The organism is Pseudomonas sp. Mb7, from assembly GCF_054790525.1.
Genome location: NZ_CP186501.1, coordinates 4,737,081 through 4,763,695, shown reverse-complemented (window position 1 = coordinate 4,763,695; position 26,615 = coordinate 4,737,081). Strand labels below are relative to the sequence as shown.

Annotated in this window: 28 protein-coding genes; 16 read left to right on the top strand and 12 right to left on the bottom strand. The window is 58.6% G+C overall.

Annotation, left to right across the window (positions count from 1 at the left end):
- The first annotated feature begins 233 nt into the window (after nt 1-233).
- Nucleotides 234-2,135, top strand: a complete 1,902-nt coding sequence (gene quiC / locus ACOYXH_RS21465) for a 3-dehydroshikimate dehydratase QuiC (RefSeq protein ID WP_460409934.1) — start codon at nt 234-236, stop codon at nt 2,133-2,135.
- Between the two features lie 101 nt (nt 2,136-2,236).
- The gene (locus tag ACOYXH_RS21460) at nt 2,237-2,914 is read left to right on the top strand and encodes a TetR family transcriptional regulator (protein ID WP_095048736.1); all 678 of its coding nucleotides are present in this window, start codon (nt 2,237-2,239) and stop codon (nt 2,912-2,914) included.
- Between the two features lie 112 nt (nt 2,915-3,026).
- On the opposite strand, the gene ACOYXH_RS21455 is transcribed toward ACOYXH_RS21460, so the two are convergent.
- Entirely contained in the window at nt 3,027-3,881 is an 855-nt protein-coding gene (locus tag ACOYXH_RS21455; RefSeq protein WP_095048735.1) for a shikimate dehydrogenase, read from the bottom strand.
- 5 nt (nt 3,882-3,886) lie between these two features.
- Complete coding sequence (gene aroQ / locus ACOYXH_RS21450) at nt 3,887-4,327, bottom strand: type II 3-dehydroquinate dehydratase (RefSeq protein WP_008084592.1); 441 nt, start codon at nt 4,325-4,327, stop codon at nt 3,887-3,889.
- Nucleotides 4,328-4,642: 315 nt separating this feature from the next.
- Between aroQ and ACOYXH_RS21445 the strand changes: the two genes are divergently transcribed.
- Together ACOYXH_RS21445 and ACOYXH_RS21440 are read left to right on the top strand one after the other, a co-directional pair.
- The gene (locus ACOYXH_RS21445) at nt 4,643-5,071 is read left to right on the top strand and encodes a DUF4160 domain-containing protein (protein WP_095125471.1); all 429 of its coding nucleotides are present in this window, start codon (nt 4,643-4,645) and stop codon (nt 5,069-5,071) included.
- Complete coding sequence (locus tag ACOYXH_RS21440) at nt 5,068-5,511, top strand: DUF2442 domain-containing protein (protein WP_095125470.1); 444 nt, start codon at nt 5,068-5,070, stop codon at nt 5,509-5,511. Before ACOYXH_RS21445 ends, ACOYXH_RS21440 begins: the two co-directional genes overlap by 4 nt.
- A gap of 59 nt (nt 5,512-5,570) precedes the next feature.
- On the opposite strand, the gene trmA is transcribed toward ACOYXH_RS21440, so the two are convergent.
- Both trmA and ACOYXH_RS21430 read right to left on the bottom strand, forming a co-directional pair.
- Entirely contained in the window at nt 5,571-6,650 is a 1,080-nt protein-coding gene (trmA, locus tag ACOYXH_RS21435; RefSeq protein WP_095048732.1) for a tRNA (uridine(54)-C5)-methyltransferase TrmA, read from the bottom strand.
- Nucleotides 6,647-7,942, bottom strand: coding sequence for an NCS2 family permease (locus tag ACOYXH_RS21430; RefSeq protein WP_095048731.1), 1,296 nt, complete (start codon nt 7,940-7,942; stop codon nt 6,647-6,649). The genes trmA and ACOYXH_RS21430 overlap by 4 nt, the downstream gene beginning before the upstream one ends.
- 222 nt (nt 7,943-8,164) lie before the next feature.
- On the opposite strand from ACOYXH_RS21430, the gene ACOYXH_RS21425 reads away from it, so the two are divergent.
- A complete protein-coding gene (locus ACOYXH_RS21425; protein WP_095048730.1) occupies nt 8,165-8,614 on the top strand; it encodes a DUF4879 domain-containing protein in 450 nt (149 codons plus the stop codon).
- A 66-nt stretch (nt 8,615-8,680) separates the two neighbouring features.
- Entirely contained in the window at nt 8,681-9,226 is a 546-nt protein-coding gene (locus ACOYXH_RS21420) for a DJ-1 family glyoxalase III (protein ID WP_095048729.1), read from the top strand.
- 12 nt (nt 9,227-9,238) lie between these two features.
- Here ACOYXH_RS21420 and ACOYXH_RS21415 read toward each other — a convergent pair whose 3' ends face one another.
- The 3 genes from ACOYXH_RS21415 to ACOYXH_RS21405 form a co-directional block, all read right to left on the bottom strand.
- The gene (locus ACOYXH_RS21415) at nt 9,239-9,526 is read right to left on the bottom strand and encodes a HigA family addiction module antitoxin (protein ID WP_095048728.1); all 288 of its coding nucleotides are present in this window, start codon (nt 9,524-9,526) and stop codon (nt 9,239-9,241) included.
- A 14-nt stretch (nt 9,527-9,540) separates the two neighbouring features.
- Entirely contained in the window at nt 9,541-9,819 is a 279-nt protein-coding gene (locus ACOYXH_RS21410; protein WP_320413520.1) for a type II toxin-antitoxin system RelE/ParE family toxin, read from the bottom strand.
- Nucleotides 9,820-9,903: 84 nt separating this feature from the next.
- Entirely contained in the window at nt 9,904-11,142 is a 1,239-nt protein-coding gene (locus ACOYXH_RS21405) for an MFS transporter (protein ID WP_095125466.1), read from the bottom strand.
- Between the two features lie 395 nt (nt 11,143-11,537).
- Here ACOYXH_RS21405 and ACOYXH_RS21400 point away from each other — a divergent pair, with 395 nt between their 5' ends.
- From ACOYXH_RS21400 to ACOYXH_RS21390, 3 genes are all read left to right on the top strand, one after another.
- Complete coding sequence (locus tag ACOYXH_RS21400; protein ID WP_095048726.1) at nt 11,538-12,980, top strand: cytochrome ubiquinol oxidase subunit I; 1,443 nt, start codon at nt 11,538-11,540, stop codon at nt 12,978-12,980.
- Nucleotides 12,981-12,983: 3 nt separating this feature from the next.
- A complete protein-coding gene (cydB, locus tag ACOYXH_RS21395; protein ID WP_007909749.1) occupies nt 12,984-13,991 on the top strand; it encodes a cytochrome d ubiquinol oxidase subunit II in 1,008 nt (335 codons plus the stop codon).
- 79 nt (nt 13,992-14,070) lie between these two features.
- Nucleotides 14,071-14,238, top strand: coding sequence for a DUF2474 domain-containing protein (locus ACOYXH_RS21390; protein ID WP_095048725.1), 168 nt, complete (start codon nt 14,071-14,073; stop codon nt 14,236-14,238).
- 73 nt (nt 14,239-14,311) lie between these two features.
- Here the strand turns inward: ACOYXH_RS21390 and ACOYXH_RS21385 are convergent, their stop codons facing one another.
- Both ACOYXH_RS21385 and ACOYXH_RS21380 read right to left on the bottom strand, forming a co-directional pair.
- Entirely contained in the window at nt 14,312-15,436 is a 1,125-nt protein-coding gene (locus tag ACOYXH_RS21385) for a methyltransferase (RefSeq protein ID WP_095125465.1), read from the bottom strand.
- Between the two features lie 177 nt (nt 15,437-15,613).
- Entirely contained in the window at nt 15,614-16,327 is a 714-nt protein-coding gene (locus ACOYXH_RS21380) for an autoinducer binding domain-containing protein (RefSeq protein WP_095048723.1), read from the bottom strand.
- A 326-nt stretch (nt 16,328-16,653) separates the two neighbouring features.
- On the opposite strand from ACOYXH_RS21380, the gene ACOYXH_RS21375 reads away from it, so the two are divergent.
- On the top strand, nt 16,654-17,430 hold the full coding sequence (locus ACOYXH_RS21375) for a ferredoxin--NADP reductase (protein ID WP_095125464.1): 777 nt from the start codon (nt 16,654-16,656) through the stop codon (nt 17,428-17,430).
- A gap of 46 nt (nt 17,431-17,476) precedes the next feature.
- On the opposite strand, the gene mscL is transcribed toward ACOYXH_RS21375, so the two are convergent.
- On the bottom strand, nt 17,477-17,890 hold the full coding sequence (gene mscL / locus ACOYXH_RS21370) for a large-conductance mechanosensitive channel protein MscL (RefSeq protein WP_460066076.1): 414 nt from the start codon (nt 17,888-17,890) through the stop codon (nt 17,477-17,479).
- Between the two features lie 285 nt (nt 17,891-18,175).
- On the opposite strand from mscL, the gene katB reads away from it, so the two are divergent.
- The 3 genes from katB to radA are packed head-to-tail and all read left to right on the top strand — an operon-like array spanning nt 18,176 to nt 21,736.
- The gene (gene katB / locus ACOYXH_RS21365; protein ID WP_095048720.1) at nt 18,176-19,717 is read left to right on the top strand and encodes a catalase KatB; all 1,542 of its coding nucleotides are present in this window, start codon (nt 18,176-18,178) and stop codon (nt 19,715-19,717) included.
- 60 nt (nt 19,718-19,777) lie between these two features.
- Nucleotides 19,778-20,323 carry an ankyrin repeat domain-containing protein gene (locus tag ACOYXH_RS21360; RefSeq protein WP_258708843.1) on the top strand — a complete coding sequence of 182 codons (546 nt, stop codon included), beginning with the start codon at nt 19,778-19,780 and terminating at the stop codon, nt 20,321-20,323.
- A 45-nt stretch (nt 20,324-20,368) separates the two neighbouring features.
- Nucleotides 20,369-21,736: a DNA repair protein RadA gene (gene radA / locus ACOYXH_RS21355; RefSeq protein WP_007909773.1), complete on the top strand. Its 1,368-nt coding sequence runs from the start codon at nt 20,369-20,371 to the stop codon at nt 21,734-21,736.
- 127 nt (nt 21,737-21,863) lie between these two features.
- On the opposite strand, the gene ACOYXH_RS21350 is transcribed toward radA, so the two are convergent.
- A complete protein-coding gene (locus tag ACOYXH_RS21350; RefSeq protein WP_095048718.1) occupies nt 21,864-22,232 on the bottom strand; it encodes a PilZ domain-containing protein in 369 nt (122 codons plus the stop codon).
- 159 nt (nt 22,233-22,391) lie between these two features.
- Here ACOYXH_RS21350 and ACOYXH_RS21345 point away from each other — a divergent pair, with 159 nt between their 5' ends.
- From ACOYXH_RS21345 to yjiA, 3 genes are all read left to right on the top strand, one after another.
- Nucleotides 22,392-24,458, top strand: coding sequence for a carbon starvation CstA family protein (locus ACOYXH_RS21345; RefSeq protein WP_038361749.1), 2,067 nt, complete (start codon nt 22,392-22,394; stop codon nt 24,456-24,458).
- A 15-nt stretch (nt 24,459-24,473) separates the two neighbouring features.
- Nucleotides 24,474-24,671 carry a YbdD/YjiX family protein gene (locus tag ACOYXH_RS21340; protein WP_003228401.1) on the top strand — a complete coding sequence of 66 codons (198 nt, stop codon included), beginning with the start codon at nt 24,474-24,476 and terminating at the stop codon, nt 24,669-24,671.
- A 159-nt stretch (nt 24,672-24,830) separates the two neighbouring features.
- Nucleotides 24,831-25,802, top strand: a complete 972-nt coding sequence (gene yjiA, locus ACOYXH_RS21335; RefSeq protein ID WP_095048717.1) for a GTPase — start codon at nt 24,831-24,833, stop codon at nt 25,800-25,802.
- 98 nt (nt 25,803-25,900) lie between these two features.
- Here yjiA and ACOYXH_RS21330 read toward each other — a convergent pair whose 3' ends face one another.
- On the bottom strand, nt 25,901-26,611 hold the full coding sequence (locus ACOYXH_RS21330; RefSeq protein WP_095048716.1) for a GntR family transcriptional regulator: 711 nt from the start codon (nt 26,609-26,611) through the stop codon (nt 25,901-25,903).
- Nucleotides 26,612-26,615: the final 4 nt, after the last annotated feature.

The window sequence follows — 26,615 nt, the reverse complement described above, 5'->3', positions numbered from 1 at the left end:
GCCAAACCGCCATTGTGTTCGATAATCGCACGCAAAACTAACCGGGTAGTACACTTTAAATTGCTGCCGCGATCGATGCAGCCAATAATTTCCCTACTATAAAAACCATCCCATGTAGGAGCTGCCGAAGGCTGCAATCTTTTGATTCTGTTTTCACGAATAAAGATCAAACGATCGCAGCCTTCGGCAGCTCCTACAGTAAAGATAAAGCGGCGCAGTCCGGGAGTTGAAACATGCAGCGTTCCATTGCCACCGTTTCCTTGAGCGGCACCCTGCCGGAAAAACTCGAAGCCATTGCCGCCGCCGGGTTCGACGGGGTGGAGATTTTTGAAAACGACCTCCTGTACTACGACGGCAGTCCGCGAGAAATTAAACAGATGTGCGCCGACCTCGGCATCGCCATCACTCTGTTTCAGCCGTTCCGCGATTTCGAAGGCTGCCGCCGCGATCGCCTCGCGCGCAATCTCGAGCGGGCCGAGCGCAAGTTCGACCTGATGCAGGAACTGGGCACCGATCTGGTGCTGGTCTGCAGTAACGCCTCGGCCGACAGCGTCGGCGATCAGCAAATTCTAGTCGATGATCTGCGCCTGTTGGCCGAGCATGCCGGTGCGCGCGGCTTGCGTATCGGTTACGAAGCACTGGCCTGGGGCCGTCACGTCAACACTTATCAACAGGTCTGGGACATCGTGCGCCAAGCCGATCACCCGAGCCTCGGCGTATTGCTCGACAGCTTTCACACCTTGTCGTTGAAGGGCGATCCAAGCGCTATCGCCGACATTCCAGGCGAGAAGATCTTCTTCGTGCAAATGGCTGATGCACCAATCCTGCAGATGGACGTGTTGGAGTGGAGCCGGCATTTCCGCTGCTTCCCGGGACAGGGCGAATTCGATCTGCCGGGTTTCCTCGCGCCGATCATCCAGAGCGGTTACGCCGGGCCGCTGTCGCTGGAAATTTTCAACGATGGCTTCCGCGCCGCGCCGCCACGGGCCAATGCCGCCGATGGTTTACGTTCACTGCTGTATCTGGAAGAGAAGACCCGCCAGCGTCTCGAGCAGGAAGCGACGCCTGTCGCCAATCGCGAAATCCTTTTCGAAACACCGAAGGCCAGCGAGTACAACGGCATCGAGTTTCTTGAGTTTGCCGTAGACGAAAGCCTCGGCGCCAAACTGTCGAACTGGCTGGAGCGCCTCGGTTTCGTCAAGGCCGGGCAGCATCGTTCCAAGAGTGTGAGCCTGCTGCGTCAGGGCGACATCAACCTGATCCTCAACTCCGAGCCTTACTCGTTTGCTCACAGCTTTTTCGAGGCTCACGGCCCGTCGCTGTGCGCCACCGCCGTGCGGGTCAAGGACAGCGCCAGTGCCTTGGCCCGCGCCGTCGCTTACAAAGGTCAGCCCTATCGTGGACTGGTCGGCCCCAATGAACTGGAGCTGGCAGCGGTGCGTGCGCCGGACGGCAGCCTGATTTATCTGGTGGATGAACAGGCCGATGTCTACGGCACCGATTTCAATCTGCTGGCAGATGCGCCGGCACGCGGCGGTCTCAAGCGTATCGATCACATGGCCATGGCGCTGCCGGCCGACAGCCTCGACAGTTGGGTGCTGTTCTACAAGAGCCTGCTGGATTTCGAGGCGGACGATGAAGTGGTGCTGCCTGATCCGTATGGTCTGGTGAAGAGCCGCGCCTTGCGTAGCCGCGACAGTTCGATCCGCTTGCCGCTGAACATCTCCGAGAACCGCAACACCGCTATCTCCCACGCGCTGTCAAGTTATCGCGGCTCCGGTGTGCACCACATCGCCTTCGATTGTGACGACATCTTCGCCGAAGTCAGTCGCGCCAAAGAAGCCGGCGTGCCGCTGCTGGATATTCCGCTCAACTATTACGACGACCTTGCCGCGCGCTTCGATTTTGACGACGAGTTTCTCAGTGAACTGGCGTATTACAACGTTCTGTACGACCGTGATGCGCAGGGCGGTGAGCTGTTCCACGTCTACACCGAACCGTTTGAAGGGCGCTTCTTCTTCGAGATCATCCAGCGTAAGAACGGCTATGCCGGGTATGGCGCGGCGAACGTCGCGGTGCGTCTGGCGGCAATGGCCAAATCACGCAGTGGCGCCGTGCGCCAGGCGAAGTTGTAGGAAATTCGTAAACGCGGGATTAAACACGGGCCGCGCGGCTTCCTTCACTGTGCTGCGCAGCCCATAATCGCCGCCTGTGCAGTGATGGCCGTGAGCCCGCAATGACGATGAATACAGAACTTTCCGCAGCTCCTGAAGTTTCCACTGTAGAGCCGCGCAAGAGTCGCAAGAACAACCCGGAAAAGACCCGCGAGAACATCTTGCAGGAGGCGATCGTCGAGTTCGTCCAGCAAGGCTTGTCCGGTGCTCGCGTCGATGCGATCGCCGAGCGAATCCACACCTCCAAACGCATGATCTATTACTACTTCGGCAGTAAGGAGCAGTTGTACGTCGAGGTGCTGGAAAAGCTTTACGGTGACATCCGCAGCACCGAAAACCGTCTGCACCTGGCCGAGCTGGCGCCGGTAGAGGCGATTCGGCGTCTGGTGGAATTCACCTTCGATCACCACGACCGCAACGTCGATTTCGTGCGCATCGTCAGCATCGAAAACATCCATAACGCCGAATACGTGAAGCGTTCCGATGCGATCAAGGCGATGAACAACACCATCCTCGATTCACTCGGCGAGATTCTGCGTCGTGGTGCTGCTGAAGGTGTTTTCCGTGTGGGGCTGGATGCGCTGGATGTGCATTTGCTGATCAGTTCTTTCTGCTTCTATCGCGTGTCGAACCGGCACACGTTTGGCGAGATCTTTCAGATCGATCTGCCGGATGAAAGCATCAAGCAGCGGCATCGCGAGATGATTTGCGAATCGGTGTTGCGTTACCTGCAGGCCTGACACATTCCCCTGTGGGAGCGAGCCTGCTCGCGAAAGCGGTGTGTCAGTCAACAGATGTATTGGCTGGCCGTACGCCTTCGCGAGCAGGCTCGCTCCCACAGGGGGAAAGAATTCAGCCATTCATGCTTTGAAAATGCGCGAGCATCCGCTGCGCATCCGGCACCACGCCGCTAAACAATTCAAACGCCTTCACCGCCTGAAACACCGCCATGTTGCCCCCATCCAGCGTCCGGCAACCCAGCGCGCGGGCGTTGCGCAGCAGTTCGGTTTCCAGCGGGAAATACACAATCTCCGCCACCCACAATTCCTTGCGCAGCAACTCGACCGGCACCGGCATGCCCGGCAGTTTGGCCATGCCCATTGGCGTGGTATTCACCAGCCCGTCGGCCTGATTCAGCGTACTCGGTAGATCTTGCCCGGCCACGGCGCGACCCGAGCCGAAATGCTGATTGAGATTGTTCGCCAGACTCTCGGCGCGCTCACGGTCGACATCGAAAATGCTCAGTTGCCGTACGCCTTCGCTCAACAATGCGTGGGCCACTGCTGCGCCTGCGCCACCGGCGCCCATCTGGACTACGCGCTCGCGGGCAGCGTCCTTCAGCCCCCGGCGAAAGCCCTCAGCGAAACCGAGACAGTCGGTGTTATGGCCAACACGCTTGCCGTCCTTCAGTACCACCGTGTTCACCGCGCCGATGCCTTCGGCTTCCGGCGACAACTCATCGAGCAGCGGGATGATCGCCTGCTTGCACGGGAAGGTGATGTTCAATCCGGTGTAGTTCATCCGCTCGGCCGCCAGCAGCAGGTCGGGCAGGGCGGTGCTGTCCATTTTCAGTTGATCGAGATCGATCAGTCGGTACAGATAACGCAGGCCTTGGGCATCACCTTCGTGCTCATGCAGCGCGGGTGTGCGCGAGGCCTGAATGCCGGCGCCGATCAGCCCGGCGAGTATCACGTTAGAGCGAGACATGCGAGTTACCCCTTCAGCCGCTGGCTGAAATGTTCCAGTGCCAGTCGATAGCCGTGACTGCCAAAACCGGCCATTACCGCTGTGGCAATCGCCGAGACAAACGAGTGATGACGGAACGGCTCGCGGGCGTGGACGTTGGACAGGTGCACTTCGATCACCGGTAATTCACTGGCCACCAGCGCATCGCGAATCGCCACCGAAGTGTGCGTCCACGCGGCCGGATTGATCACGATCCCGGCGCAACGGCCACGGGCAGCGTGAATCCAGTCGAGCAGTTCGCCTTCGTGATTGGTCTGGCGAAACTCCACGGCCAGGCCGAATTCTTCGGCAGCGCGACCGCACAGAGCCGAGATGTCCGCAAGGGTTTCGTGACCGTAAGTCGCCGGCTCACGAGTGCCGAGCAGGTTCAGGTTCGGGCCATTGAGCACCAGAACGATAGGGGGCATGAGGGGTAACTCCACTTATTGTTTTTGGCTTTGGCCGAGGATTTCAGCCTGTGGAGATAAAATGTACTAGATGGTTACCATGGTCAATTGAACAAAAATGGACGTGGCGTTTTATGTTCGGTGATCGCACAGAAGCAATATTGATCGAGATATGACGACAGCTTTGCTTACGTTTTTTACCGGAGATTGACCGACTCATGACCCGTTCCGACGCTAGCCTCAAAAGCGGTGAAACGTCATGTGCTTGATCACCAGTCGTCGGATTTGAAAGGAATCTCAAATCCTGAAACTTTTTAACCTAACGGATGGGTTAGCATGAAGGTGTGCAGCTACAAAGGATTGTCGATTGTCATCATGCTGCGAGATGAACATTGCCCACCACACGTTCACGTGAATGCGGGCAGTTGGAGTGCCCGATTACAGTTCAGTTTCTGGCACAACGATATTGAGCTTTGGGACGTCGTGCCGCTTTCTCGTCGACCACCCTTGGCCGTGGTGGAAGGCTTGTGTCGATCCCTTGAGCAGCCTGCTCATCTGCGACGAGCACGCGGGATCTGGTGGTCGAAATTGCAAACTGTCTGTCTCGACAATCAATTGTGGGACAGCCATTCAAACGAAGTGTTGGGGATGAAACTCGTCACTGACACGACATACAGAGTGGGATCGGCGCGTTATCTGCCAGACGAGGGCAAAACTCTTCTGACATTGATAGACGCATTGGAAGGAGTGGAAATCGATTTATGAAGGTCATCAAAGCCAAGCCATCCGCACGTCGTCCCCTCACGGAGGAGATGATCGACGTCGCCATCGAGCAAGGGCAAGCACGCCGGACGAATAGCTTGCAGGCTGTCTCCGTAACCTTTGAGAAACCATCCCTGATCATCCGTTTTGAAGACGGCAGCGGTGTGTTGCTACCGGTGGATCGTTATCCAGAGTTCGACGGATTCAACGCAGCGGACTATGAAAGCCTGACAGTCGGCTTCGCGGGCACTGCGCTTTGTCACGAGGGTAAAGACCTCGACGTTTCCATTTCTGGGATGATTTCGGCGAGCCCATCACTATTGGCCATGGCCGCTTCTGCCGTTGCTTCGCGCAACGGCCGTCAGAGCAGCGCGGCAAAGTCTGCAGCCGCGCGGGCGAATGGCAAAAAGGGCGGGCGTCCGCGTAAGGTCGATCCCGCTTAGTGAGCGCCCACAAAAAAGCCGTCAATCACGACGGCTTTTTCGTATCTGCTGTCCCGTAATCAACGCCGGGTCAGCAACACACCCGATTCCATGTGATGCGTCCACGGGAACTGGTCAAACAACGCGCACTGGGTAATACGGTGCGTGTCGTGCAACTGGGCGATGTTGGCCGCCAGGGTTTCCGGGTTGCAGGAGATGTACAGGATGTTGTCGAAGCGGCGGGTCAGCTCGCAGGTGTCCGGGTCCATGCCGGCGCGCGGCGGGTCGACGAAGACGCTGCCGAACTCGTAGCTCTTCAGGTCGATGCCTTGCAGGCGACGGAACGGGCGCACTTCGTTGAGCGCTTCGGTCAGTTCTTCGGCAGACAAACGCACCAGAGTGACGTTATCCACAGCGTTTTCGCTGAGGTTGCTCAATGCCGCGTTGACCGAGGTTTTGCTGATTTCGGTAGCCAGCACTTTGCGCACGCGAGTCGCGAGCGGCAGGGTGAAGTTACCGTTACCGCAATACAGCTCCAGCAAGTCGTCAGTGCGGTCACCGAGTGCTTCGTACGCCCAGTTGAGCATCTTCTGGTTCACCGTGCCGTTCGGCTGGGTGAACGCGCCTTCCGGCTGGCGATAGCTGAAGGTGCGACCGCCGACGTCGAGTTTCTCGACCACGTAATCGAGGCCAAGCACTTCGCGTTTACCCTTCGAGCGACCAATAATGCTGACGCCGAGATCCGCCGCCAACTTCGTCGCCGCTGTATGCCAGTGTTCGTCCAGCGGGCGGTGATAGCACAGGGTGATCATCGCATCGCCAGACAGTGTGGTCAGAAACTCCACTTGAAACAGCTTGTGGCTCAGCGCCGAACTGGCCTGCCAGGCAGCCTTTAATTGCGGCATCAACTGGTTGATGCGCAGGCTGGCAATCGGGAACGCTTCGATCAGGATCGGCGTGCGTTTGTCGTCCTGCGAGAACATCGCGTAATGCCGCTCGCCGCCCTCGCGCCACAGGCGGAATTCGGCGCGCAGACGGAAGTTCTGCAGCGGCGAGTCGAACACGGTCGGCTCGGGGGCATCGAACGGCGCCAGCAGATCACGCAAACGCGTGACCTTGGCTTCAAGTTGCTCGGCGTAAGCCTGGGAATCGAATGTCATGCGTTGAACCAACCCAACTTGATCACAAACAGAATCGACAGAATCACCAGCGCCGGGTTCAGCTCACGAGCGCGGCCCGACAGCAACTTGATCACGGTCCAGGCGATGAAGCCGAACGCGATGCCGTTGGCGATCGAGTAAGTGAACGGCATGGCTAGCGCTGTCACCACGACCGGCGCGGCGACGGTGATGTCGTCCCAGTCTATTTCCGCCAGACCGGAAGTCATCAATACGGCGACGAACAGCAGTGCCGGCGCGGTGGCGAAGGCCGGAACGCTGGCCGCCAGTGGCGAGAAGAACAGTGCCAGCAGGAACAGAATCGCCACGACGATGGCGGTGAGACCGGTACGCCCGCCCGCACTCACGCCGGCAGCAGATTCGATGTAACTGGTGGTGGTCGACGTACCCAGCAACGAACCGGCCATGGCCGCGGTGCTGTCGGCGATCAGTGCGCGGCCCATTTTCGGCATGTGGCCGTCCTTGCCCATCAGGCCGGCGCGCTTGGCGACGCCGATCAGGGTGCCGGAGTTGTCGAAGAGGTCGACGAACAGGAACGCGAAAATCACGCTGACCAGACCGATGTCCAGTGCGCCTTTGATGTCCAGTTGCATGAAGGTCGGCGCCAGCGAAGGTGGCATCGAGGTCACGCCGTTGAACGGGGTGACGCCCATGGCGATGGAAATGATGGTCACTGCCAGAATGCCGATCAGTACTGCACCGCGCACTTTCAGCGCTTCGAGGGCAACGATCAGGGCAAAGCCGAGGGTGGCGAGGATCGGTGCCGGGGCTTTCAAGTCACCGAGGCCGACCATGGTCGCCGGGTTGCTGACCACGATGCCAGCGTTGTGCAGGGCGATCAGTGCCAGGAACAGGCCGATACCGGCAGCAATCGCCGAGCGCAGTGGCAGCGGGATGCTGTTGATGATCCATTCACGGATACGGAAGATCGACAACAGGAAGAAGCACACGGCCGAGATGAACACCGCACCCAGCGCCACTTGCCAGGTGTGGCCCATGTGCAGGACGACGGTGTAGGTGAAGAAGGCGTTCAGACCCATGCCCGGCGCAAGGGCGATCGGGTAGTTGGCGATCAGGCCCATGATCGTCGAACCGATCGCAGCCGCCAGACAGGTGGCGACAAACACCGCACCCTTGTCCATGCCGGTCTCGCCGAGAATGCTCGGATTGACGAACAGAATGTAGGCCATGGCCAAGAAAGTCGTGATGCCCGCCAGAATCTCGGTGCGCACGTTGGTGTTGTGTGCCTTGAGTTGAAACAGCCTTTCCAGCATGTCTGCTCCCCGTGGCGCGCGTGGCGCCGTGAATGTATCGACCTCAACAGCAAAGCACAGACCATCGCAAGCGCCTGGAAAATTGTGGTGGGCCGGAAAAAGCCGCGCATCATACCAGCAGCGTGAGGAATATGGCGGTTGTTGGTGTCGATCGTCGGCGAAGTTTTGCCTTGAAGCCAACTGCGCCATACTGCGCGCTGATTTTTTCGGGACGGGAAGCGCATGAGCAGGTGCTGGATGAAGGGTTCGGGTTTGATTGCAGCACTGATGGCCGTGACGCCGTTAGCGTTGGCGGCCTCGGCGGAGCCGTTGACCCAAGTGAAAGTGATCAAGGTGCAATCGCCGGCCTGTGGCCTGGAAGACATTGGTGATGGGCAGACACAGACCCAATGCAATCACAACGGGCCGAGCATCAAAGTCTATGTACTGGAAGTCGGATACGGCCAGAGCCAGCCGCATGCCACGCTGGATGGTTTCGAAGTGAACGGCACCCGAGCGCCGGTATGTGCCTTTGATAATGGCAACCTGACCGAGTGCAGTCCGGGCCGTAGCACCGTTGGTTCTCTTTATACCTTCGATCTGGCGGGCAAACAGGAAGGTACCTTCACCTTCAGCAACACCTCGATCAACGCGCCACGCAATACGATGTCGACCCAGCTTTACATCAAGTAACGGCTGTTGCAGCGCGATCCGGGTGAAGCTGACTACGCTTAAAGTATCACCCAGCGGATAGCGCCCATGACCTTTAGAGCCCTGATTACCCTCGCCGAGGGCATCGATGATCTGCAAAGCGTGACCCTGATCGACGTGCTGCGCCGCGCCGGCATCGAAGTGGTCGCCGCCAGTATTGAAGGACGACGCATGCTGACCTGCGCGCGTGGTACACGCCTGACCGCCGACGGCATGCTGGTCGATGTGCTGGCGCAAACCTTCGACCTGATCGTACTGCCCGGCGGTGTTGTCGGTTCACAACATCTGGCCGCACATCAACCGCTGCAACAACTGCTCAAGGATCAAGCCAGCGCCGGACGCCTGTTCGCCGCCATCGCCGAATCCCCGGCCGTCGCCCTGCAAACCTTTGGAGTGCTGCGTCAACGACGCATGACCTGTTTGCCCAGCGCCAGCCATCAACTCTCGGGCTGTACGTTTGTTGATCAACCGGTGGTGGTCGACGGCAATTGCATCACCGCGCAAGGTTCCAGCGCTGCGCTGGAGTTTGCCTTGACGCTGGTCGAGCAACTCGGCGGCAAGGCCTTGCGGGTGAAAGTGGCGGGGGAGTTGTAGTGGCTGGAGGTGTCAGGCGTGGACAGCGATCAGTTCGATAACCGGTTGCTCCCGATGCTCCGCTTGCCACAGATCGTAGTCGGTTTGTACGCCTAGCCACACACGCGCCTTGCCAATGCCAGCACGCTCAAGACGCACAGCCAGATCCGGGCTGATTGGCGCATGTCCGTGTAGTACACGGGAAAGATGTGGGCGCGCGAAGCCCAAGTGTCGGGCCAATTCGGTCACGCTGATGCCAAGCTCGGGCAAAACATCCATCAGCAGGGTTTCGCCGGGGTGTGGCGGGTTGTGCATGGGCATGAGCCTGCCTCCTGTCAGTGGTAATCCAGATAATCGACCAGTTCGATATCCGAACCGACAAAACGAAAGATCACTCGCCAGTTGCCTGAAACGCTCAGCGACCAGTACTCCGTCAGTTCAACTTTCAATCGATGCAGGCGCCAACCCGGAAGGTCTAGATCTGCGGGAATCGTAGCGCGATCCATGAACTGCAGCATGCGCGACAGCCGTTTTGCGTGGTCGGCACGAATCCCGCGAGTCGAACCCGTTTCATAGAAGCCTCGAAGGCCTTTGTGCTGAAAGGATTTGATCATGGGCTGGAGTGTAAGGCGATACATTACACTCGGTGCGGTAACTATGTACCGCACCTTTTCAGTTATTTTGTGTTTTGGAGGTTGTCAGACCTTCACCTCCTCCACCGGCACATGCATGCGATCCCGGTTAGCCAGCGTCGGAAACAACTTGATCCATGTCCCCGTCACCACCAGCGTACCGATCCCGCCCATCACCACCGCCGGCACGGTGCCGAACCAGTGGGCGGTGACGCCGGATTCGAATTCGCCCAACTGATTGGAAGCGCCGATAAACAGCCCGTTCACCGCGCTGACCCGGCCGCGCATTTCGTCGGGGGTTTCCAATTGTACGAAAGAGGCGCGGATGACCATGCTGATCATGTCCGCCGCGCCGAGTACCACCAGCACCGCCAGCGAGAACCAGAACGAGGTCGACAGGCCGAAGGCGATGGTGGCAACGCCGAATACGCCGACCGCCGTGAACATTATCCGGCCAACGTTGCGTTCTACGGCAAATCGGGCGAGGAACAGCGACATCCCCAGTGCGCCGACCGCCGGTGCCGAACGTAGCAGGCCGAGGCCCCATGGCCCGGTCAGCAGGATGTCCTTGGCGAATACCGGCAACAACGCCGTGGCGCCGCCGAGGAGTACCGCAAACAAATCCAGCGAAATCGCCCCGAGAATGTCCGGGCGGCTGCGAATGAAGCGAATCCCCGCCAGCAACGAATCCAGCGTGGCTTTGCCTTTGTTCAGTGGTGTTTGCCGCGCGGGCAGGTTGAGCATCAAGGTGCAGGCAATGACATAAAGCAGCACGGTCGGGCCATACACCCAGACGCTGCCGAACGCGTAGAGCAAGCCGCCCAGCGCCGGGGCGACGATGGTTGCCGACTGTTGCGCCGATTGTGCCGCTGCCACCGCCCGTGGGAACAGTGCGCTGGGCACAATACTCGGCAGCAGTGCCTGGGTGGTCGGCATCTCGAACGAACGCGCCGCGCCGAGCAGGAAGGCGAGGATGAAGATCATCTCGCGGGTGACGTGATCGGTGGCGCTGCCGATGGCCAGCGCCAGGGCGATCAATGCCTGCAACGACTGACAGATCGCCGCGACTTTGCGTCGGTCATAGCGGTCGGCGACATGCCCGGTGTGCAACATGAACAGCACACGCGGGGCGAATTCGACCAGGCCGACCAGACCCAGATCGAGGACGTTGCCGGTCAATTGGTAGAGGTTCCAGCCAATTGCCACAGTGAGCATCTGAAAGCCGCTGGCGGTGAAGATCCGCGCGAACCAGAAAGCGAGAAACGGACGATGGTGACGTAACAGCAGGGGCGCTTGGCTGGGCATCTGAAGGCAGGTCTGGCTCGAGGGGAATCGCGAGGTTATCACCAGTCTGTAACAGGAAGTTGCTATGACAAAAAATTTAGTTAGGCAGACATCGATTTCCTCAAGCTCGCCGCAAGAAATCCATTGCAGAGCATCGCCGCGCCGATGAGGCAACTTGTCACGCGGCAAACGACCACGCAGTTCTTCGTCGGAAATGGGACTACTCTTTCAACGTTGCTTGATCCAGATCAAGACCCTCCTGGGCGATGCTCTGGTGGCGCGTTGACCAGACTCCCTGCGTTGCGATGGTTGTTTAAAAAGAACGAATCAGAATTCGCCGCACTCCATATCCGTGGGGGCAGTAGGCGCAGGGGCCACAAGCCCGGACGCCGGTATTACCTGACAGAGGAAGACTTATGTTCGGTTTAGAGGCACTCGATCTCGCCCGAATTCAGTTCGCGTTCACCATCTCGTTCCACATCCTGTTCCCGGCCATCACCATCGGCCTGGCGAGTTACCTCGCGGTGCTCGAAGGCTTGTGGCTAAAAACCCGTAATGACACCTACCGTGATCTCTACCATTTCTGGTCGAAGATCTTTGCCGTCAACTTCGGCATGGGCGTGGTCTCGGGGCTCGTCATGGCCTACCAGTTCGGCACCAACTGGAGTCGCTTCTCGGACTTCGCCGGCGCCGTCACCGGGCCGTTGCTGACCTATGAAGTGCTCACGGCATTCTTCCTTGAGGCCGGTTTCCTCGGGGTGATGCTGTTTGGCTGGAATAAGGTCGGACGTGGGCTGCACTTCTTTTCCACGGTCATGGTGGCCATCGGCACGCTGATTTCGACGTTCTGGATTCTCGCGTCCAATAGCTGGATGCAAACTCCGCAGGGCTTCGAGATCGTCAACGGTCAGGTAATCCCCACCGATTGGCTGGCGATCATCTTCAACCCATCGTTCCCGTATCGCCTGATGCACATGGCCACGGCTGCGTTTGTCGCCACGGCGTTCTTCGTCGGCTCTTCGGCGGCCTGGCACTTGCTGCGCGGCAAGGACAACCCGGCGATCCGCACGATGCTGTCGATGGCGATGTGGATGGCGCTGATCGTCGCGCCGATCCAGGCAGTCATCGGCGACTTCCATGGCCTCAACACCCTCGAACATCAGCCGGCGAAAATCGCCGCGATCGAAGGTCACTGGGAAAACAAAGGCGACGAAGCGACGCCGCTGATCCTGTTCGGCTGGCCGGACATGAAAGAAGAGAAAACCAAATTCGCCGTGGAGATCCCGTACCTCGGCAGTCTGATCCTCACTCACTCGCTGGACAAACAGGTCCCGGCGCTCAAGGAATTCCCGCCGGAAGACCGGCCGAATTCGACCATCGTGTTCTGGTCGTTCCGGATCATGGTCGGCCTCGGTTTCCTGATGATCTTCACCGGTCTGTGGAGCCTGTGGCTGCGTAAGCGCGACACGCTCTACACCTCACGGCCGTTCCTGTATCTGGCCTTGTGGATGGGGCCTTCCGGCCTGATTGCGATTCTTGCGGGCTGGTTCACCACGGAAATCGGTCGTCAGCCGTGGGTGGTCTACGGGCTGATGCGCACGGCGGATGCGTCTTCAAACCACAGCTTCATGCAGATGAGCATCACCCTGATCATGTTTGTGGTGGTGTATTTCGCCCTGTTCGGCGCAGGTCTCGGCTACATGATGCGCCTGGTGCGCAAGGGGCCGAAGATCAGCGAAGGCGCCGAGACGCCGGACGGTGGTCCAGGCAAGCAGCGTACGCCGGCGCGTCCTTTGTCCGCCGCCGACGATTCGGCCGATGCCGATCACGACACCCCCAGCCTGACCAAGGAGATTTGAGCCATGGGTATTGATCTTCCGCTGATCTGGGCCGTGATCATCATCTTCGGCATCATGATGTACGTGGTCATGGACGGCTTCGATCTGGGTATCGGGATTCTTTTCCCGTTCATCCCGGGCAAAGTCGACCGTGACGTGATGATGAACACCGTCGCCCCGGTCTGGGACGGCAACGAAACCTGGCTGGTACTGGGCGGCGCGGCGTTGTTCGGCGCGTTCCCGCTGGCCTATTCGGTAGTGTTGTCGGCGCTGTACCTGCCGCTGATCTTTATGTTGATCGGTTTGATCTTCCGTGGTGTGGCGTTCGAGTTCCGTTTCAAGGCCAAGGACGACAAGCGCCATCTGTGGGACAAGGCGTTTATCGGCGGCTCGGTGGCGGCGACGTTCTTCCAGGGCGTGGCGCTGGGCGCGTTCATCGACGGCTTGCCGGTGGTCAATCGGCAGTTCGCCGGCGGTTCACTGGACTGGCTGACGCCGTTCACAATGTTCTGCGGCGCCGCGCTGGTGGTGGCCTATGCCTTGCTCGGCTGTACCTGGCTGATCATGAAAACCGAAGGCAAGCTCCAGGAACAGATGCATGACTTGGCACGGCCATTGGCTTTCGTGCTGCTGGCCGTGATCGGTATTGTCAGTATCTGGACGCCGCTGGCTCATCCGGATATTGCCACCCGCTGGTTCAGCATGCCGAACCTGTTCTGGTTCATGCCGGTGCCGATTCTGGTGTTGGTGACAATGTACGGCCTGATCCGCGCCGTGGCGCGCAATGCCAACTACATGCCGTTCCTGCTGACCCTGGTACTGATCTTCCTCGGCTACAGCGGTCTGGGCATCAGCCTGTGGCCGAATATCGTGCCGCCGTCGATCTCGATCTGGGACGCCGCCGCACCGCCGCAAAGTCAGGGCTTCATGCTGGTGGGTACGCTGTTCATCATTCCGTTCATCCTGGGTTACACCTTCTGGAGCTACTACGTGTTCCGCGGCAAGGTCACCCATGAGGACGGTTATCACTAAGCGAAACCCTTTGGCAGCGAGCCTGCTCGCGATGGCGTCGGCAACGGCGCCATCGATCTGACTGATGAGGATCGAAACAATGACCGGCAAACATTCCCTGCACGACATTGAAGAAGCCGAAAAAAAACCGCTGTGGCAGCGGCTCGGCTGGTTGGCCTTGATCTGGGTCGGTAGCGTCGGCGTGCTGTTTATCGCCGCCAGCCTGATGCGCCTGTTCATGAACGCGGCAGGCCTGACCACGCACTGAATCATCCCCGTCCCGGCGCCTTCGGGTACGGCTTTGCAACCCTCCTCACGGAGGGTTTTTTTTGCCTTGAGGTTTACTTGCGCGCTTTAAGAATGACGAATTTCGGTGTGGCGGCCACTTGCTCGACGCCGCGGAACAGCCGCGCCAGTTTGCTGTGGTAACCCAGATGACGGTTGCCGACGATGTACAGCGCGCCACCCACCACCAACGCTTCACGCGCCTGCTGGAACATGCGCCAGGCGAGGAAATCGCCCACCACCTGCTGCTGATGAAACGGCGGATTGCACAGCACCACATCCAGCGACTGCGCTTCCTGTCCGGCCAGACCGTCGCCGGCTCGCACGATCACTTCGCGATCGCCCAGCGCTGCACGCCAGTTTTCCGTAGCCGATTGCACCGCCATGAACGACTCGTCGACCAGCGTGTAATGCGCATCAGGGTTTTGCAGGGCACTCGCGATTGCCAGTACACCGTTGCCACAGCCCAGATCGGCGACTCGGGCGCTGCCCAGGTTTTTCGGTAGGTGCGGCAGGAACGCACGCGTGCCGATGTCCAGGCCTTCGCGACAGAACACGTTGGCGTGGTTGAGCAACTCGATCGGTGGCTCGTCGAGGCGATAGCGTGACGGGTAGGGCGAGACGGCCGGGGGTTTTGCTTCAGGCGTGGCGATCAACAAGCGAGCCTTTTTCACCGCCAGTGAGGCTTGCACCGGACCAATGTAGCGTTCAAGCAGATCACCGGCGGCGCGTGGCAGGTGTTTGACCATGGCCGCTGCGACGACTTCAGCGCCGGGCGCGAGTTGCCCCTGCAAGCGGATCAGTTGTTCTTCCAGCAGTGCAAGGGTTTTCGGCACGCGGATCAGCACCCGATCAAACGGTCCGACCAATGGCTCGCTCGCGGGGATCCCGCGAACAGTGTCGAATGCCTGACCATTGCGCAGCAGGTTTTTTTCCAGCCCCTGGAAACCGAGGAATGAGTCACCGCTGCTACTGACCCTGACCTTGCCTGACAAACTGGCAGCCAACGCACCGAAGCTGTCGTTGAGCACCAACACGTGCGTGTCCGCCGCCGGTTGCTGCGCCGCCAAATGGTTAAGCAGGTACTCGTCAGCGGCATCGAAGGCTTGCAGCGGTTCGTTCTGCTGTTCGGGCTGGCGGATCAGGTCGAGTTGGGCAAAGGGCGTATCAAGCAAAGGCATGGGGCGGGAACTCAGGGTAATCAACGGGGTGTTCCACAGCCCTGACATTGTGCTGCGGCACCGACCGAGTGTACTGCAACGCCGAACGTTCACGTCATCACTCAGGAGGGTCGCGAATGGTACGTTTTTTTCTTGGTTATTACCTGCACGTTTTATAGGGGACGCAAGACTGCTTGATTAGATGATGCCGGCTCTGGCGGCCGCGATGACAGCGGAAATCTTGTTGCAGACGTTGAGTTTCTCGATGACGTTCTGCACGTGGTAGTTCACGGTGCGTTCGCTCAGGCTGAGGATTTTCGAAATCTCATAAGCGGTCTTGCCGCCGGCTGATAATTGCAGAACCTCCAGTTCGCGGGGCGACAGGTGCGGTTGGCGGGGCTTGAGAGATTGGGGCGGCAGCGTCCGGGCGAACAGTTCACTCAGGTGACTGGTGGCGAAGAACATATAACCAAAATGTTCATACAACTCCAGAGGACTGATGGGGCAATGCTTGCGCGCCAGGCTGATAATGCTGCACAAACCGCTTTGCTCATGGTGGAACGACTGTGACCAGCCATATTGCAGTCCATATTGCTGCAAACCCTGCCAAAGCTGAGGCTTTTCTGCGAATACCGATTCGCTCCAGACGATGGGCATCATTGAGTGATTACAGTGTGCTATCAGTGGGTCGATTTTACTGTAATGTTTCTGATCATATTGTGCGTTCCATTCTTTGGGGTAGTTGTTGATTTGCAAGGGATCAAGACGTAGTTCCCGATTGGGTGAAGTAACCGAAATGGCACAAAAGTTAAAGCCCAGGTTTTCGGCGAATCTCAACAGAATCGTATAAGCAGCGTCTATATCCCTGGCGAAAGTCAGTTGCTTTAACTGCGACTCCTTCCACGTTTCCATTACAGAATCTCCATTGGTATTACGGGGGGGGGGGTGCAAATGGATCCAAAAGATCCGGCACGCAACGGAGTGTAGGACGTTTCATACAAGGGGCATTAAATTTTTTCGATATTGATGGTGGGAATGTTTTTATAAAAGGTTCTTAGCGAATGACGGGTTTAGTATTCAGGTCGTCATCCTAAATTTCAGTTTTACATTTAATTTTATTTGATGAGTTCAGTTGCTATTCATTTAGGTGAAGAGTGGCTGAATGCCATTGCTCATCGTCGGTGTTTAAGGCGACCAATATGCGCGACACTGGCAGCAATCGTTCAATGGAGTGCCCCATGACCGCCAGTGCCGAGAAATACACCACGCAGACGTTGCTTGATGTTCAACCCTTGACCCCAAGCCTGTTTACCTTGCGTACCAGCCGGGATGCAGGGTTCCGTTTCCGCGCCGGGCAGTTCGCCAGGCTCGGTGTGACCAAAGCCGATGGCAGCATCGTGTGGCGTGCCTATTCGATGGTGTCGTCGCCTTTTGACGAGTTTCTCGAGTTCTTTTCCATCGTCGTGCCGGGCGGGGAGTTCACCAGTGAGCTGAGTCGGCTGCAGGTCGGCGACACCTTGCTGGTAGATCGCCAGGCTTTCGGCTACCTGACACTGGACCGTTTCGTCGATGGGCGCGATCTATGGCTGTTATCCACAGGCACCGGGGTGGCGCCGTTTCTGTCGATTTTGCAGGACTTCGAAGTCTGGGAAAAATTCGAGCGAATCATTCTGGTGTACAGCGTGCGCGAGGCGCGGGAGTTGGCCTATCAGGCGTTGATTGCCGGACTCACGCAGCGTGAATACCTCAGCGAACATGCGCACAAATTGCAGTTCATCACGACGGTGACGCGTGAAGCGCATCCTGACGCATTGCACGGGCGCATCACTACCCTGATTGAAAATGGTGAACTGGAGCGCGCCGCGGGTGTGGAGCTGTCGGCGGAGCACTCGCGTGTCATGCTGTGCGGCAATCCACAGATGATCGATGACACGCGCGCGCTGCTGAAAAAACGCCACATGAGCCTCAGCCTGACCCGCCGGCCCGGTCAGGTGGCTGTGGAGAATTACTGGTAAACAAACGGCGCCTCGAAGGCGCCGTTGTTTCTATCGTGCACTGCATTCAGGGCCGGGTGTTCTGGGCCTTGAGCAAGTCGCGGATCTCGCCCAGCAACTCTTCTTCCTTGGTCGGAACCGGTGGCAGGGTAGGGGCCACGGCCTCTTCGCGCTTGAGGCGGTTGATCGCTTTGACACCCATGAAAATGGCGAACGCGACGATCACGAAGTCCAGAATGGTCTGCAGGAATTTGCCGTAGGCCAGCACCACTGCAGGCGCATTGCCTTCGGCGGCCTTGAGCGTGACGGCCAGATCACTGAAGTCGACCCCACCGATCAACAGGCCGATTGGCGGCATGATGACGTCACCGACAAACGACGAAACAATCTTGCCGAAGGCAGCACCGATGATGATACCGACGGCCATGTCGACCACATTGCCTTTGACCGCGAAGGCCTTGAACTCGCTTAGCACGCCCATAGTTATTTCCTTGTTACAGATGAGTTTGGTGTACGCAGTGTAAATCAGCAAAACGCGTCCTGCGCGAAACACCTTCTTACAATGCCCGTTTTTATCGACACATCAATCGACGATTAGTTTGCAAAGTGCCAGCAATCGCGCGCGAAATATACTGTAACTCGCTGATCGAAAAGCCAATTTTCTCAATCGTGGCGTTATGTTCTTTCTATTTATGTTCGACGCCGCAGGCCTCTAGCCTTGGGTTGGCGCACCTGGATGCGCCCAAAAAAACCAGAGGATCCTGATATGAACTCCGCACTTGGACTGGGGGCTTTTCCCCGTCGTCGCACCCTCGGCGTACTCACCGCCAGCCTGTTGACCTTCTCCGTAAATGCCGCGCCCCTGACCCGCGATAACGGTGCAGCGGTCGGCGACAATCAGAACTCGCAGACCGCCGGTGCCAATGGCCCGGTGCTGCTGCAGGATGTGCAGTTGATTCAGAAACTGCAGCGCTTTGACCGTGAACGCATTCCCGAGCGTGTGGTTCACGCCCGTGGTACCGGCGCCCATGGCACCTTCACCGTGACCAACGATCTCAGTGACCTGAGCAAGGCCAAGGTGTTCGCCACTGGCCAGAGCACGCCGGTATTCGTGCGCTTCTCCGCGGTGGTGCACGGCAATCACTCGCCGGAAACCCTGCGTGATCCACGAGGTTTCGCCACCAAGTTTTACACGGCTGACGGCAACTGGGACCTGGTCGGCAATAACTTTCCGACCTTTTTCATCCGCGACGCGATCAAGTTTCCCGACATGGTGCACGCGTTCAAACCGGATCCGCGGACTAACCTAGATGACGATTCTCGCCGATTCGACTTCTTCTCTCATGTACCGGAAGCCACCCGTACCCTGACCGAGTTGTATTCGAACTCGGGAACGCCGGCCAGTTATCGAGAAATGGACGGTAATGGTGTTCATGCTTACAAGTTGATTAACGCCAAGGGTGAAGTCCACTACGTCAAGTTTCACTGGAAGAGCTTGCAGGGACTTAATAACCTCACGCCAAAACAAGTCGCGAACGTCCAGGGTCAAGACTACAGTCATATGACCAATGATCTGGTTAGCAACATTAATAAAGGTAACTTCCCAAAATGGGACTTGTACATTCAAGTGCTGAAACCACAAGACTTGTCCAAGTTTGATTTTGATCCATTAGACGCCACCAAGATCTGGCCAGGTATTCCTGAGCGAAAAGTTGGACAAATGGTGTTGAACCGTAATCCGGCGAATGTCTTCCAGGAAACCGAACAAGTGGCCATGGCGCCAGCCAATGTAGTTCCAGGTATCGAACCTTCCGAAGACCGTTTGTTACAAGGCCGAGTGTTCTCTTATGCCGATACGCAAATGTATCGCCTGGGTGCCAATGCCCTGCAATTGCCGATCAATGCGCCGAAAGTTGCCGTGAACAATGGCAACCAGGATGGCGCGATGAACTTCGGCGCCAGCAACAGTGGTGTGAACTATCAGCCAAGCCGACTGCAGCCCCGTGACGAGACGCCAGGCGCGCGTTACAGCCAATCGGCGCTATCGGGCAGCACCCAGCAGGCGAAAATTCAGCGTGAGCAGAACTTCAAGCAGGCCGGCGATCTGTATCGCTCGTTCAGCAAGCAAGAACGCCGGGACCTGATCGACAGCTTCGGCGGCTCGCTGGCAACCACCGATGATGAGAGCAAGCACATCATCCTGTCCTTCCTTTATAAGGCCGATCCGGAATACGGCACTGGCGTCACTGAAGTGGCCAAAGGCGACCTGAGCCGGGTCAAGGCGCTGGCAGCGAAACTGGTCGACTGATACCGATGTAGCGCACGCGGGGCCTGAGTCAGGCCCCGTTTCGTTTAAAGGAGAATGCTGATGCGAAGCTGTCTTTTACTCTTGGCCGGTTGCCTGTCGTTCGCGGCATGGGCGGCACCGGTCGAGCAGAGTCCCGAGGCAATCCAGGCCCAACTGCGCGACTATTACTTCGATGCGGCCCGACGCGGTGATGTGCCGATGATCGACACGTTCATCGAGTCCGGGTATTCCCTCGACACCCGCGACAGCAAGGGTTACACCGCGCTGATTCTGGCGGCCTATCACGGTCAGGCTCCGGCCGTGGAGCGTTTACTTGCAGCCGGCGCCGATGCCTGTGCCCAGGATCAACGTGGCAACACCGCGCTGATGGGGGCGATTTTCAAAGGTGAAGTACAGATCGCCCGGCGCCTGATGGCCACCGATTGCAGCCCCGATCAGCGTAACGGTGCCGGGCAGACGGCAGCCATGTACGCCGGATTGTTCAAGCGCCTGGAATTGCTTGATGCGCTGAAAGCCAAGGGCGCGGACCTGAATGCCGAAGATCCGTTCGGTAATAGCGCCACGCGTCTGGCCAGTGGCGAAATCCGTAGTGCGGCGCCGCGCTGATCGTCGGCACGTGCGTTATCATCGCGGTTTTTGTCGGGGGTTCTGATGGCCAAGGCCAAGCGCATGTACGGCTGCACCGAGTGCGGCGCAACCTTTCCCAAGTGGGCGGGCCAGTGCGGCGAGTGCGGCGCCTGGAACACCCTGACCGAGACCATGATCGAAAGCGGCGGCGCCACAGCACCGACCGGCCGCACCGGCTGGGCCGGGCAGCAGGCGCAGATCAAGACCTTGGCCGAAGTCAGCATCGAAGAAATTCCGCGCTTTTCCACCGCCTCCGGTGAGCTGGACCGGGTCCTCGGTGGCGGTCTGGTCGACGGCTCGGTGGTGCTGATAGGCGGTGATCCGGGTATCGGTAAATCGACCATCCTGTTGCAGACCCTGTGCAACCTGGCCAAAAGCATGCCGGCTCTCTACGTCACCGGCGAAGAATCCCAACAGCAAGTGGCCATGCGTGCCCGGCGCCTCGGCTTACCGCAGGATCAACTGCGGGTAATGACCGAAACCTGCATCGAAACCATCATCGCCACCGCCCGACAGGAAAAGCCCAAGGTGATGGTGATCGACTCGATCCAGACAATCTTCACCGAACAGCTGCAATCTGCCCCCGGCGGTGTTTCCCAGGTACGTGAGAGCGCGGCGCTGCTGGTGCGTTATGCAAAACAGAGCGGCACGGCGATTTTCCTCGTCGGCCACGTCACCAAGGAAGGCGCGCTCGCGGGTCCCCGAGTTCTCGAACACATGGTTGATACCGTGCTGTATTTCGAAGGCGAGTCCGATGGCCGTTTGCGTTTGCTGCGTGCGGTGAAAAACCGTTTCGGTGCGGTCAACGAACTCGGTGTGTTCGGCATGACCGACAAGGGCCTGAAAGAAGTCTCCAACCCGTCGGCGATTTTTCTCACCCGTGCGCAGGAAGAAGTCCCCGGCAGTGTGGTCATGGCCACGTGGGAGGGCACTCGACCGATGCTGGTGGAAGTGCAGGCGCTGGTTGATGACAGCCATCTGGCCAATCCGCGTCGGGTGACGCTGGGGCTGGATCAGAACCGTTTGGCGATGTTGCTCGCAGTTTTGCATCGCCATGGCGGGATTCCGACCCATGATCAGGACGTGTTCCTTAACGTGGTCGGTGGGGTAAAGGTGTTGGAGACAGCATCGGATCTGGCGTTGATGGCGGCGGTCATGTCGAGCTTGCGCAACCGGCCGTTGCCGCATGATCTGCTGGTGTTCGGCGAGGTCGGGCTGTCTGGTGAAGTGCGTCCGGTGCCGAGCGGTCAGGAGCGGTTGAAGGAAGCGGCCAAGCATGGCTTCAAGCGCGCGATCGTGCCCAAGGGCAATGCGCCGAAGGAATCGCCTCCGGGTTTGCAGATCATCGCCGTGACCCGCCTCGAACAGGCCCTTGACGCGCTCTTCGAATAACTTGAACCCACTGCATAACCTGTGGGAGCTGGCTTGCCAGCGATTGCGTTCTGTCCGTCGACATATTCGTCGAGTCTGAAATCGCTATCGCTGGCAAGCCAGCTCCCACAGGGTTCAATTGTGGATTCTAGATTTCGATCAGGGCACCCAGCTCGCGCTCCAGTTCAGCCTCATCCGCCAGATTCAACTCGATCAGGCGCCGCAAGCGCTGGATCGATTCCAGGCTTATATGTCGGCAGACAAAGCCCAACTGGTTATTTTCTTCGTGTGCCAGATGCACATCCATCTCGATATCGACGTCATCGCTCAGGTGAATGTCGACGAAAAAATCCTTCTCCGCATCCCCCAACCACGGCTCCGGCCTTTCGATCAGCAATCCTTTGAGCGACAGGTCGATCAGCTTGACCGGCCAGATGTAATCGCCCTGACTCAGCTCGGTTCTGGCATCGAACGCAATACGTTTGAAGCGACGACGGTTGGCTGGGTGTTCGCTCATGGCGCAATCCTCATGAAGGTTCGCTGACTATAGACCGCGAATGCGGGCGCCAGCCAATTGCTAAAGCGTCTAGACCAATGTCGGGGTATGGCCTTTGTCGCCGTAAGCGCTAAACTCGGGGTGGCTGTCTTTCTTGTCCACCCTGGCTGGAATAATAAAATGAAAAATAATAATAGCCTGCTACGCCACTTACCCTGGCTAGTGCTGGCAATCGTAGGAGCGTGCGCCCTGGGCGTAGTGGCGTTGCGCCGCGGCGAGGCGATCAACGCCTTGTGGATCGTGGTCGCCGCTGTGGCCATTTATCTGGTTGCGTACCGTTACTACAGTCTGTTCATCGCCAACAACGTGATGCAACTGGACCCGCGTCGGGCCACCCCCGCCGTGCTCAACAATGATGGTCTGGACTATGTGCCGACCAACAAACACATTCTTTTCGGTCACCACTTCGCCGCGATCGCGGGCGCCGGACCTCTGGTCGGCCCGGTGCTGGCCGCGCAGATGGGCTACTTGCCCGGCACGCTCTGGCTGATTGCCGGCGTGGTGCTGGCGGGCGCGGTACAGGACTTCATGGTGCTGTTCATGTCGACCCGGCGCAACGGCCGTTCCCTGGGCGACATGGTGCGTGAAGAAATGGGCCGCGTGCCCGGCACCATCGCCTTGTTCGGCTGCTTCCTGATCATGATCATCATCCTCGCGGTGCTGGCGCTGATCGTGGTTAAAGCGTTGGCCGAGAGTCCGTGGGGCATCTTCACCGTAATGGCGACCATCCCGATCGCGATGTTCATGGGCATTTACATGCGCTACATCCGCCCGGGCCGCATCGGCGAAATCTCCGTGGTCGGCGTGTTGCTGCTGCTCGGGTCGATCTGGCTCGGTGGGCAGATTGCTGCTGATCCGGTGTGGGCCAAGGCGTTCACCTTCACCGGCGTGCAGATTACCTGGATGCTGGTCGGTTACGGTTTCGTCGCTGCATCGCTGCCGGTTTGGCTGATTCTGGCACCGCGCGACTACCTGTCGACGTTCCTGAAAATCGGCACCATCGTCGCACTGGCGATCGGTATTCTGGTGACCATGCCCGAGCTGAAAATGCCGGCGCTGACCCAGTTCGTCGATGGCACTGGCCCGGTGTGGAAGGGCGGTCTGTTCCCGTTCCTGTTCATCACCATCGCTTGCGGTGCGGTATCGGGCTTCCACGCATTGATCTCTTCGGGCACCACGCCGAAGCTGCTGGATAACGAAACCAACGCTCGCTACATCGGCTACGGCGGTATGTTGATGGAGTCGTTCGTGGCGATCATGGCCATGGTTGCCGCGTCGGTGATCGAGCCTGGCGTGTACTTCGCTATGAACAGCCCGGCTGCTGTGGTCGGCAGTGACGTCGCTTCGGTTGCGCAAGTGGTTTCCAGCTGGGGCTTCGCGATCACGCCGGAAGCGCTGCAAGCCGTGGCGCATGACATTGGTGAAACCACCATCCTGGCCCGTGCCGGTGGTGCGCCGACCCTGGCGGTCGGTATCGCGCAGATCCTGCACAGTGTCCTGCCGGGTGAAAACACCATGGCGTTCTGGTACCACTTCGCGATCCTGTTTGAAGCGCTGTTCATCCTGACGGCTGTGGACGCCGGCACCCGTGCCGGGCGCTTCATGCTGCAGGACCTGCTCGGTTCCTTCGTTCCGGCGCTGAAGCGCACCGAATCGTGGACCGCCAACCTGATCGCCACCGCCGGTTGTGTGGCGATGTGGGGCTGGTTGCTCTACCAAGGCGTGATCGATCCACTGGGCGGCATCAACACCTTGTGGCCGCTGTTCGGTATCTCCAACCAGATGCTGGCCGGTATTGCGCTGATGCTCGGCACCGTGGTCCTGATCAAAATGAAGCGCCAGCGCTACATCTGGGTCACTCTGCTGCCGGCTACCTGGCTGCTGATCTGCACCACGACCGCGGGCTTCATCAAGCTGTTCGACGCCAACCCGGCGATCGGCTTCCTGTCGCTGGCCAAGAAATACAGCGATGCGCTGGCCAACGGTCAGGTGCTGGCACCGGCAAAAAGCGTCGAGCAGATGCAGCACGTGATCTTCAACGCTTACACCAACGCAACGCTCACCGCGCTGTTCCTGTTCGTGGTCTTCAGCATCCTGTTCTATGCGCTCAAGGTCGGCATCGCCGCTTGGGGCAAAAAAGAGCGTACGGATAAAGAATCGCCATTCCAGGCCCTGCCGGATGCGTAACCAGAGGATTGCAGCATGTTCAATGACCTGAGTCGCCTCGGTAAATACCTCGGTCAGGCCGCGCGCCTGATGGTCGGCATGCCCGACTACGACACCTACGTCGAGCATATGCAAACCAAGCACCCGGACAAGCCGGTGATGAGCTACGAGATGTTCTTTCGCGAACGTCAGGAAGCCCGTTACGGTGGCAAGGGTGGGCCGAAGTGCTGTTGAGCTGACAGCGCAAGGTTGAGGTAATCCCTGTGGGAGCGAGCCTGCTCGCGAATACGGAGTGTCAGTTGATGAATAATTTGACTGGCACACCGCTTTCGCGAGCAAGCTCGCTCCCACATTTGTTTTTGTATTGTTCATTCATTTGAAGGAGATCGAGTTTTGTCCTCTCCCATCCCGGTCACGGTACTCAGCGGTTTCCTCGGCGCCGGTAAGACCACCTTGCTGCGCCATATCCTCAAAGCCGAGCACGGCCTGAAAATCGCCGTGATCGAAAACGAATTCAGCGACGCCGGTATCGACACTCAGTTGCTGGGTGATGAGCCGGTGCAAGTCATGACCCTGGCCAACGGCTGTGTGTGCTGCACCATTCACACTGACCTGACCAAAGCGCTGTACCTGCTGCTTGAACGGCTGGACAGCGGTGAGATCGCGTTCGATCGTCTGGTCATCGAGTGCACCGGTCTGGCCGATCCGGCGCCGGTGGCGCAAACCTTTTTCATCGATGAAGAACTGCGCGAGCGCTATCTGCTCGACGGCATCATCACCCTGGTCGATGCCGCCCACGCCGACGTACACCTGAGCCAGACGATCGCCCAGGCGCAGATCGGTTTTGCCGACCGCTTGCTGGTGAGCAAAACCGATCTGGTCGATGAAGCCACGTTCAATGCACTGAGCGAGCGCCTGACACGGATCAACCGCCGGGCGCCGATTCGTGTGGTCGAACACGGCACCATTGATCTGGCAGAACTTCTTGATGTGCGCGGCTTCAACCTCAACGCCGATCTCGGCGGCGGATTGAGCCTGCGTCCGGTGAGCAAGGCGCCGTCGATTGATCGCATTTCCAGTCTGGTATTGCGCACCGATCAGCCGCTGGATATCGATCAGCTCAGCGAGTTCATGAATGAATTGCTGGAAGAACACGGCAAGCAATTGCTGCGTTACAAAGGCGTGCTGAACATCGCGGGTGAGGATCGGCGCCTAGTGTTTCAGGGGGTGTTGAAGCTTTATGGTTTTGACTGGGATACCGAATGGGCCGAGGGTGAGGCGCGGGAAAGTGTGATTGTGTTTATTGCCGATGATTTGCCGGAAGAGAAGATTCGGGCGGGGTTTGCCAGAGTGGCTTCTGCCTGATGGGCTTTCGGTGCCCGTAATCACGCCATCGCGAGCAGGCTCACTCCTACAGGGGAACGCATTTCAAATGTAGGAGTGAGCCTGCTCGCGATAGCTATCTAACCGACAGCACAATGCTCAAGGTCTGAACCCAGCAGCGTCTGCTCAAGATTGTCCAGATGTTGATTCATCAGCATGGCTGCTTTGGAAACATCCCGATGGTCCACTGCTTCCACCAACGCCAAATGCTCCTTCCAAGCGCAACAGCTATGCGTCTGGCCCACACTTCGTGCAATCGCCAATGATGTAAGCGGCACAAGACTGCCAAGAAAATGCGCTAACGGTGCATTCCCCGCCATTTGCGCCAATTGCAGATGAAACTCCCCGGACAAGCGAATCGCCGCACCCCGCCGATCCTGCTCGACCGCTTGACGTTCGCGCTCGATCAGCGTGCGAAGGTGCTTCAAATCGTCTGCCTGCGGACGCTGACAGGCCAGACGCACCAGCGTGCTCTCGGTCAGTCGCCGCGCATGCAGGGCCTGCCGCGTTTGTTCCCGATCAGGTGCCGCCACCCGCGGCCGGTGATTGGCGCGCAAGACAATGACGTGCTCATGGGACAGTTGGGTCAGCACCCGGCGCACGTCGGCGCGACTGGCGCCGAACATCTCTTTCAAACTGTCCTCGGTAAAACGGCTGGCCGAATCGATGCGCTGTTCCAGAATCGCATCGAACAGTCGCGGATACAGATCCTCCGCCGGTGTGCGCAGGCACGAGAAGGGCAGGGGCGACGTGGTCTGGCGAGTGTGCGACGCTGCAGCGAAACTGTTCATGGCC

Bases quoted from the DNA above. Each gene is read 5' to 3' on its own strand.
- ACOYXH_RS21455 (WP_095048735.1), bottom strand. From the start codon at position 3,881: ATGTCTCGCTCTAACGTGATACTCGCCGGGCTGATCGGCGCCGGCATT.
- ACOYXH_RS21415 (WP_095048728.1), bottom strand. From the start codon at position 9,526: ATGCCCATGCACAACCCGCCACACCCCGGCGAAACCCTGCTGATGGAT.
- ACOYXH_RS21425 (WP_095048730.1), top strand. From the start codon at position 8,165: ATGAGCAGGTGCTGGATGAAGGGTTCGGGTTTGATTGCAGCACTGATG.
- ACOYXH_RS21460 (WP_095048736.1), top strand. From the start codon at position 2,237: ATGACGATGAATACAGAACTTTCCGCAGCTCCTGAAGTTTCCACTGTA.
- ACOYXH_RS21400 (WP_095048726.1), top strand. From the start codon at position 11,538: ATGTTCGGTTTAGAGGCACTCGATCTCGCCCGAATTCAGTTCGCGTTC.
- ACOYXH_RS21440 (WP_095125470.1), top strand. From the start codon at position 5,068: ATGAAGGTCATCAAAGCCAAGCCATCCGCACGTCGTCCCCTCACGGAG.
- ACOYXH_RS21430 (WP_095048731.1), bottom strand. From the start codon at position 7,942: ATGCTGGAAAGGCTGTTTCAACTCAAGGCACACAACACCAACGTGCGC.
- ACOYXH_RS21390 (WP_095048725.1), top strand. From the start codon at position 14,071: ATGACCGGCAAACATTCCCTGCACGACATTGAAGAAGCCGAAAAAAAA.
- cydB (WP_007909749.1), top strand. From the start codon at position 12,984: ATGGGTATTGATCTTCCGCTGATCTGGGCCGTGATCATCATCTTCGGC.
- ACOYXH_RS21410 (WP_320413520.1), bottom strand. From the start codon at position 9,819: ATGATCAAATCCTTTCAGCACAAAGGCCTTCGAGGCTTCTATGAAACG.
- ACOYXH_RS21420 (WP_095048729.1), top strand. From the start codon at position 8,681: ATGACCTTTAGAGCCCTGATTACCCTCGCCGAGGGCATCGATGATCTG.
- trmA (WP_095048732.1), bottom strand. From the start codon at position 6,650: ATGACATTCGATTCCCAGGCTTACGCCGAGCAACTTGAAGCCAAGGTC.
- ACOYXH_RS21360 (WP_258708843.1), top strand. From the start codon at position 19,778: ATGCGAAGCTGTCTTTTACTCTTGGCCGGTTGCCTGTCGTTCGCGGCA.
- ACOYXH_RS21340 (WP_003228401.1), top strand. From the start codon at position 24,474: ATGTTCAATGACCTGAGTCGCCTCGGTAAATACCTCGGTCAGGCCGCG.
- mscL (WP_460066076.1), bottom strand. From the start codon at position 17,890: ATGGGCGTGCTAAGCGAGTTCAAGGCCTTCGCGGTCAAAGGCAATGTG.
- ACOYXH_RS21350 (WP_095048718.1), bottom strand. From the start codon at position 22,232: ATGAGCGAACACCCAGCCAACCGTCGTCGCTTCAAACGTATTGCGTTC.
- ACOYXH_RS21385 (WP_095125465.1), bottom strand. From the start codon at position 15,436: ATGCCTTTGCTTGATACGCCCTTTGCCCAACTCGACCTGATCCGCCAG.
- ACOYXH_RS21375 (WP_095125464.1), top strand. From the start codon at position 16,654: ATGACCGCCAGTGCCGAGAAATACACCACGCAGACGTTGCTTGATGTT.
- ACOYXH_RS21345 (WP_038361749.1), top strand. From the start codon at position 22,392: ATGAAAAATAATAATAGCCTGCTACGCCACTTACCCTGGCTAGTGCTG.
- aroQ (WP_008084592.1), bottom strand. From the start codon at position 4,327: ATGCCCCCTATCGTTCTGGTGCTCAATGGCCCGAACCTGAACCTGCTC.
- ACOYXH_RS21445 (WP_095125471.1), top strand. From the start codon at position 4,643: ATGAAGGTGTGCAGCTACAAAGGATTGTCGATTGTCATCATGCTGCGA.
- radA (WP_007909773.1), top strand. From the start codon at position 20,369: ATGGCCAAGGCCAAGCGCATGTACGGCTGCACCGAGTGCGGCGCAACC.
- katB (WP_095048720.1), top strand. From the start codon at position 18,176: ATGAACTCCGCACTTGGACTGGGGGCTTTTCCCCGTCGTCGCACCCTC.
- quiC (WP_460409934.1), top strand. From the start codon at position 234: ATGCAGCGTTCCATTGCCACCGTTTCCTTGAGCGGCACCCTGCCGGAA.
- ACOYXH_RS21380 (WP_095048723.1), bottom strand. From the start codon at position 16,327: ATGGAAACGTGGAAGGAGTCGCAGTTAAAGCAACTGACTTTCGCCAGG.
- ACOYXH_RS21330 (WP_095048716.1), bottom strand. From the start codon at position 26,611: ATGAACAGTTTCGCTGCAGCGTCGCACACTCGCCAGACCACGTCGCCC.
- ACOYXH_RS21405 (WP_095125466.1), bottom strand. From the start codon at position 11,142: ATGCCCAGCCAAGCGCCCCTGCTGTTACGTCACCATCGTCCGTTTCTC.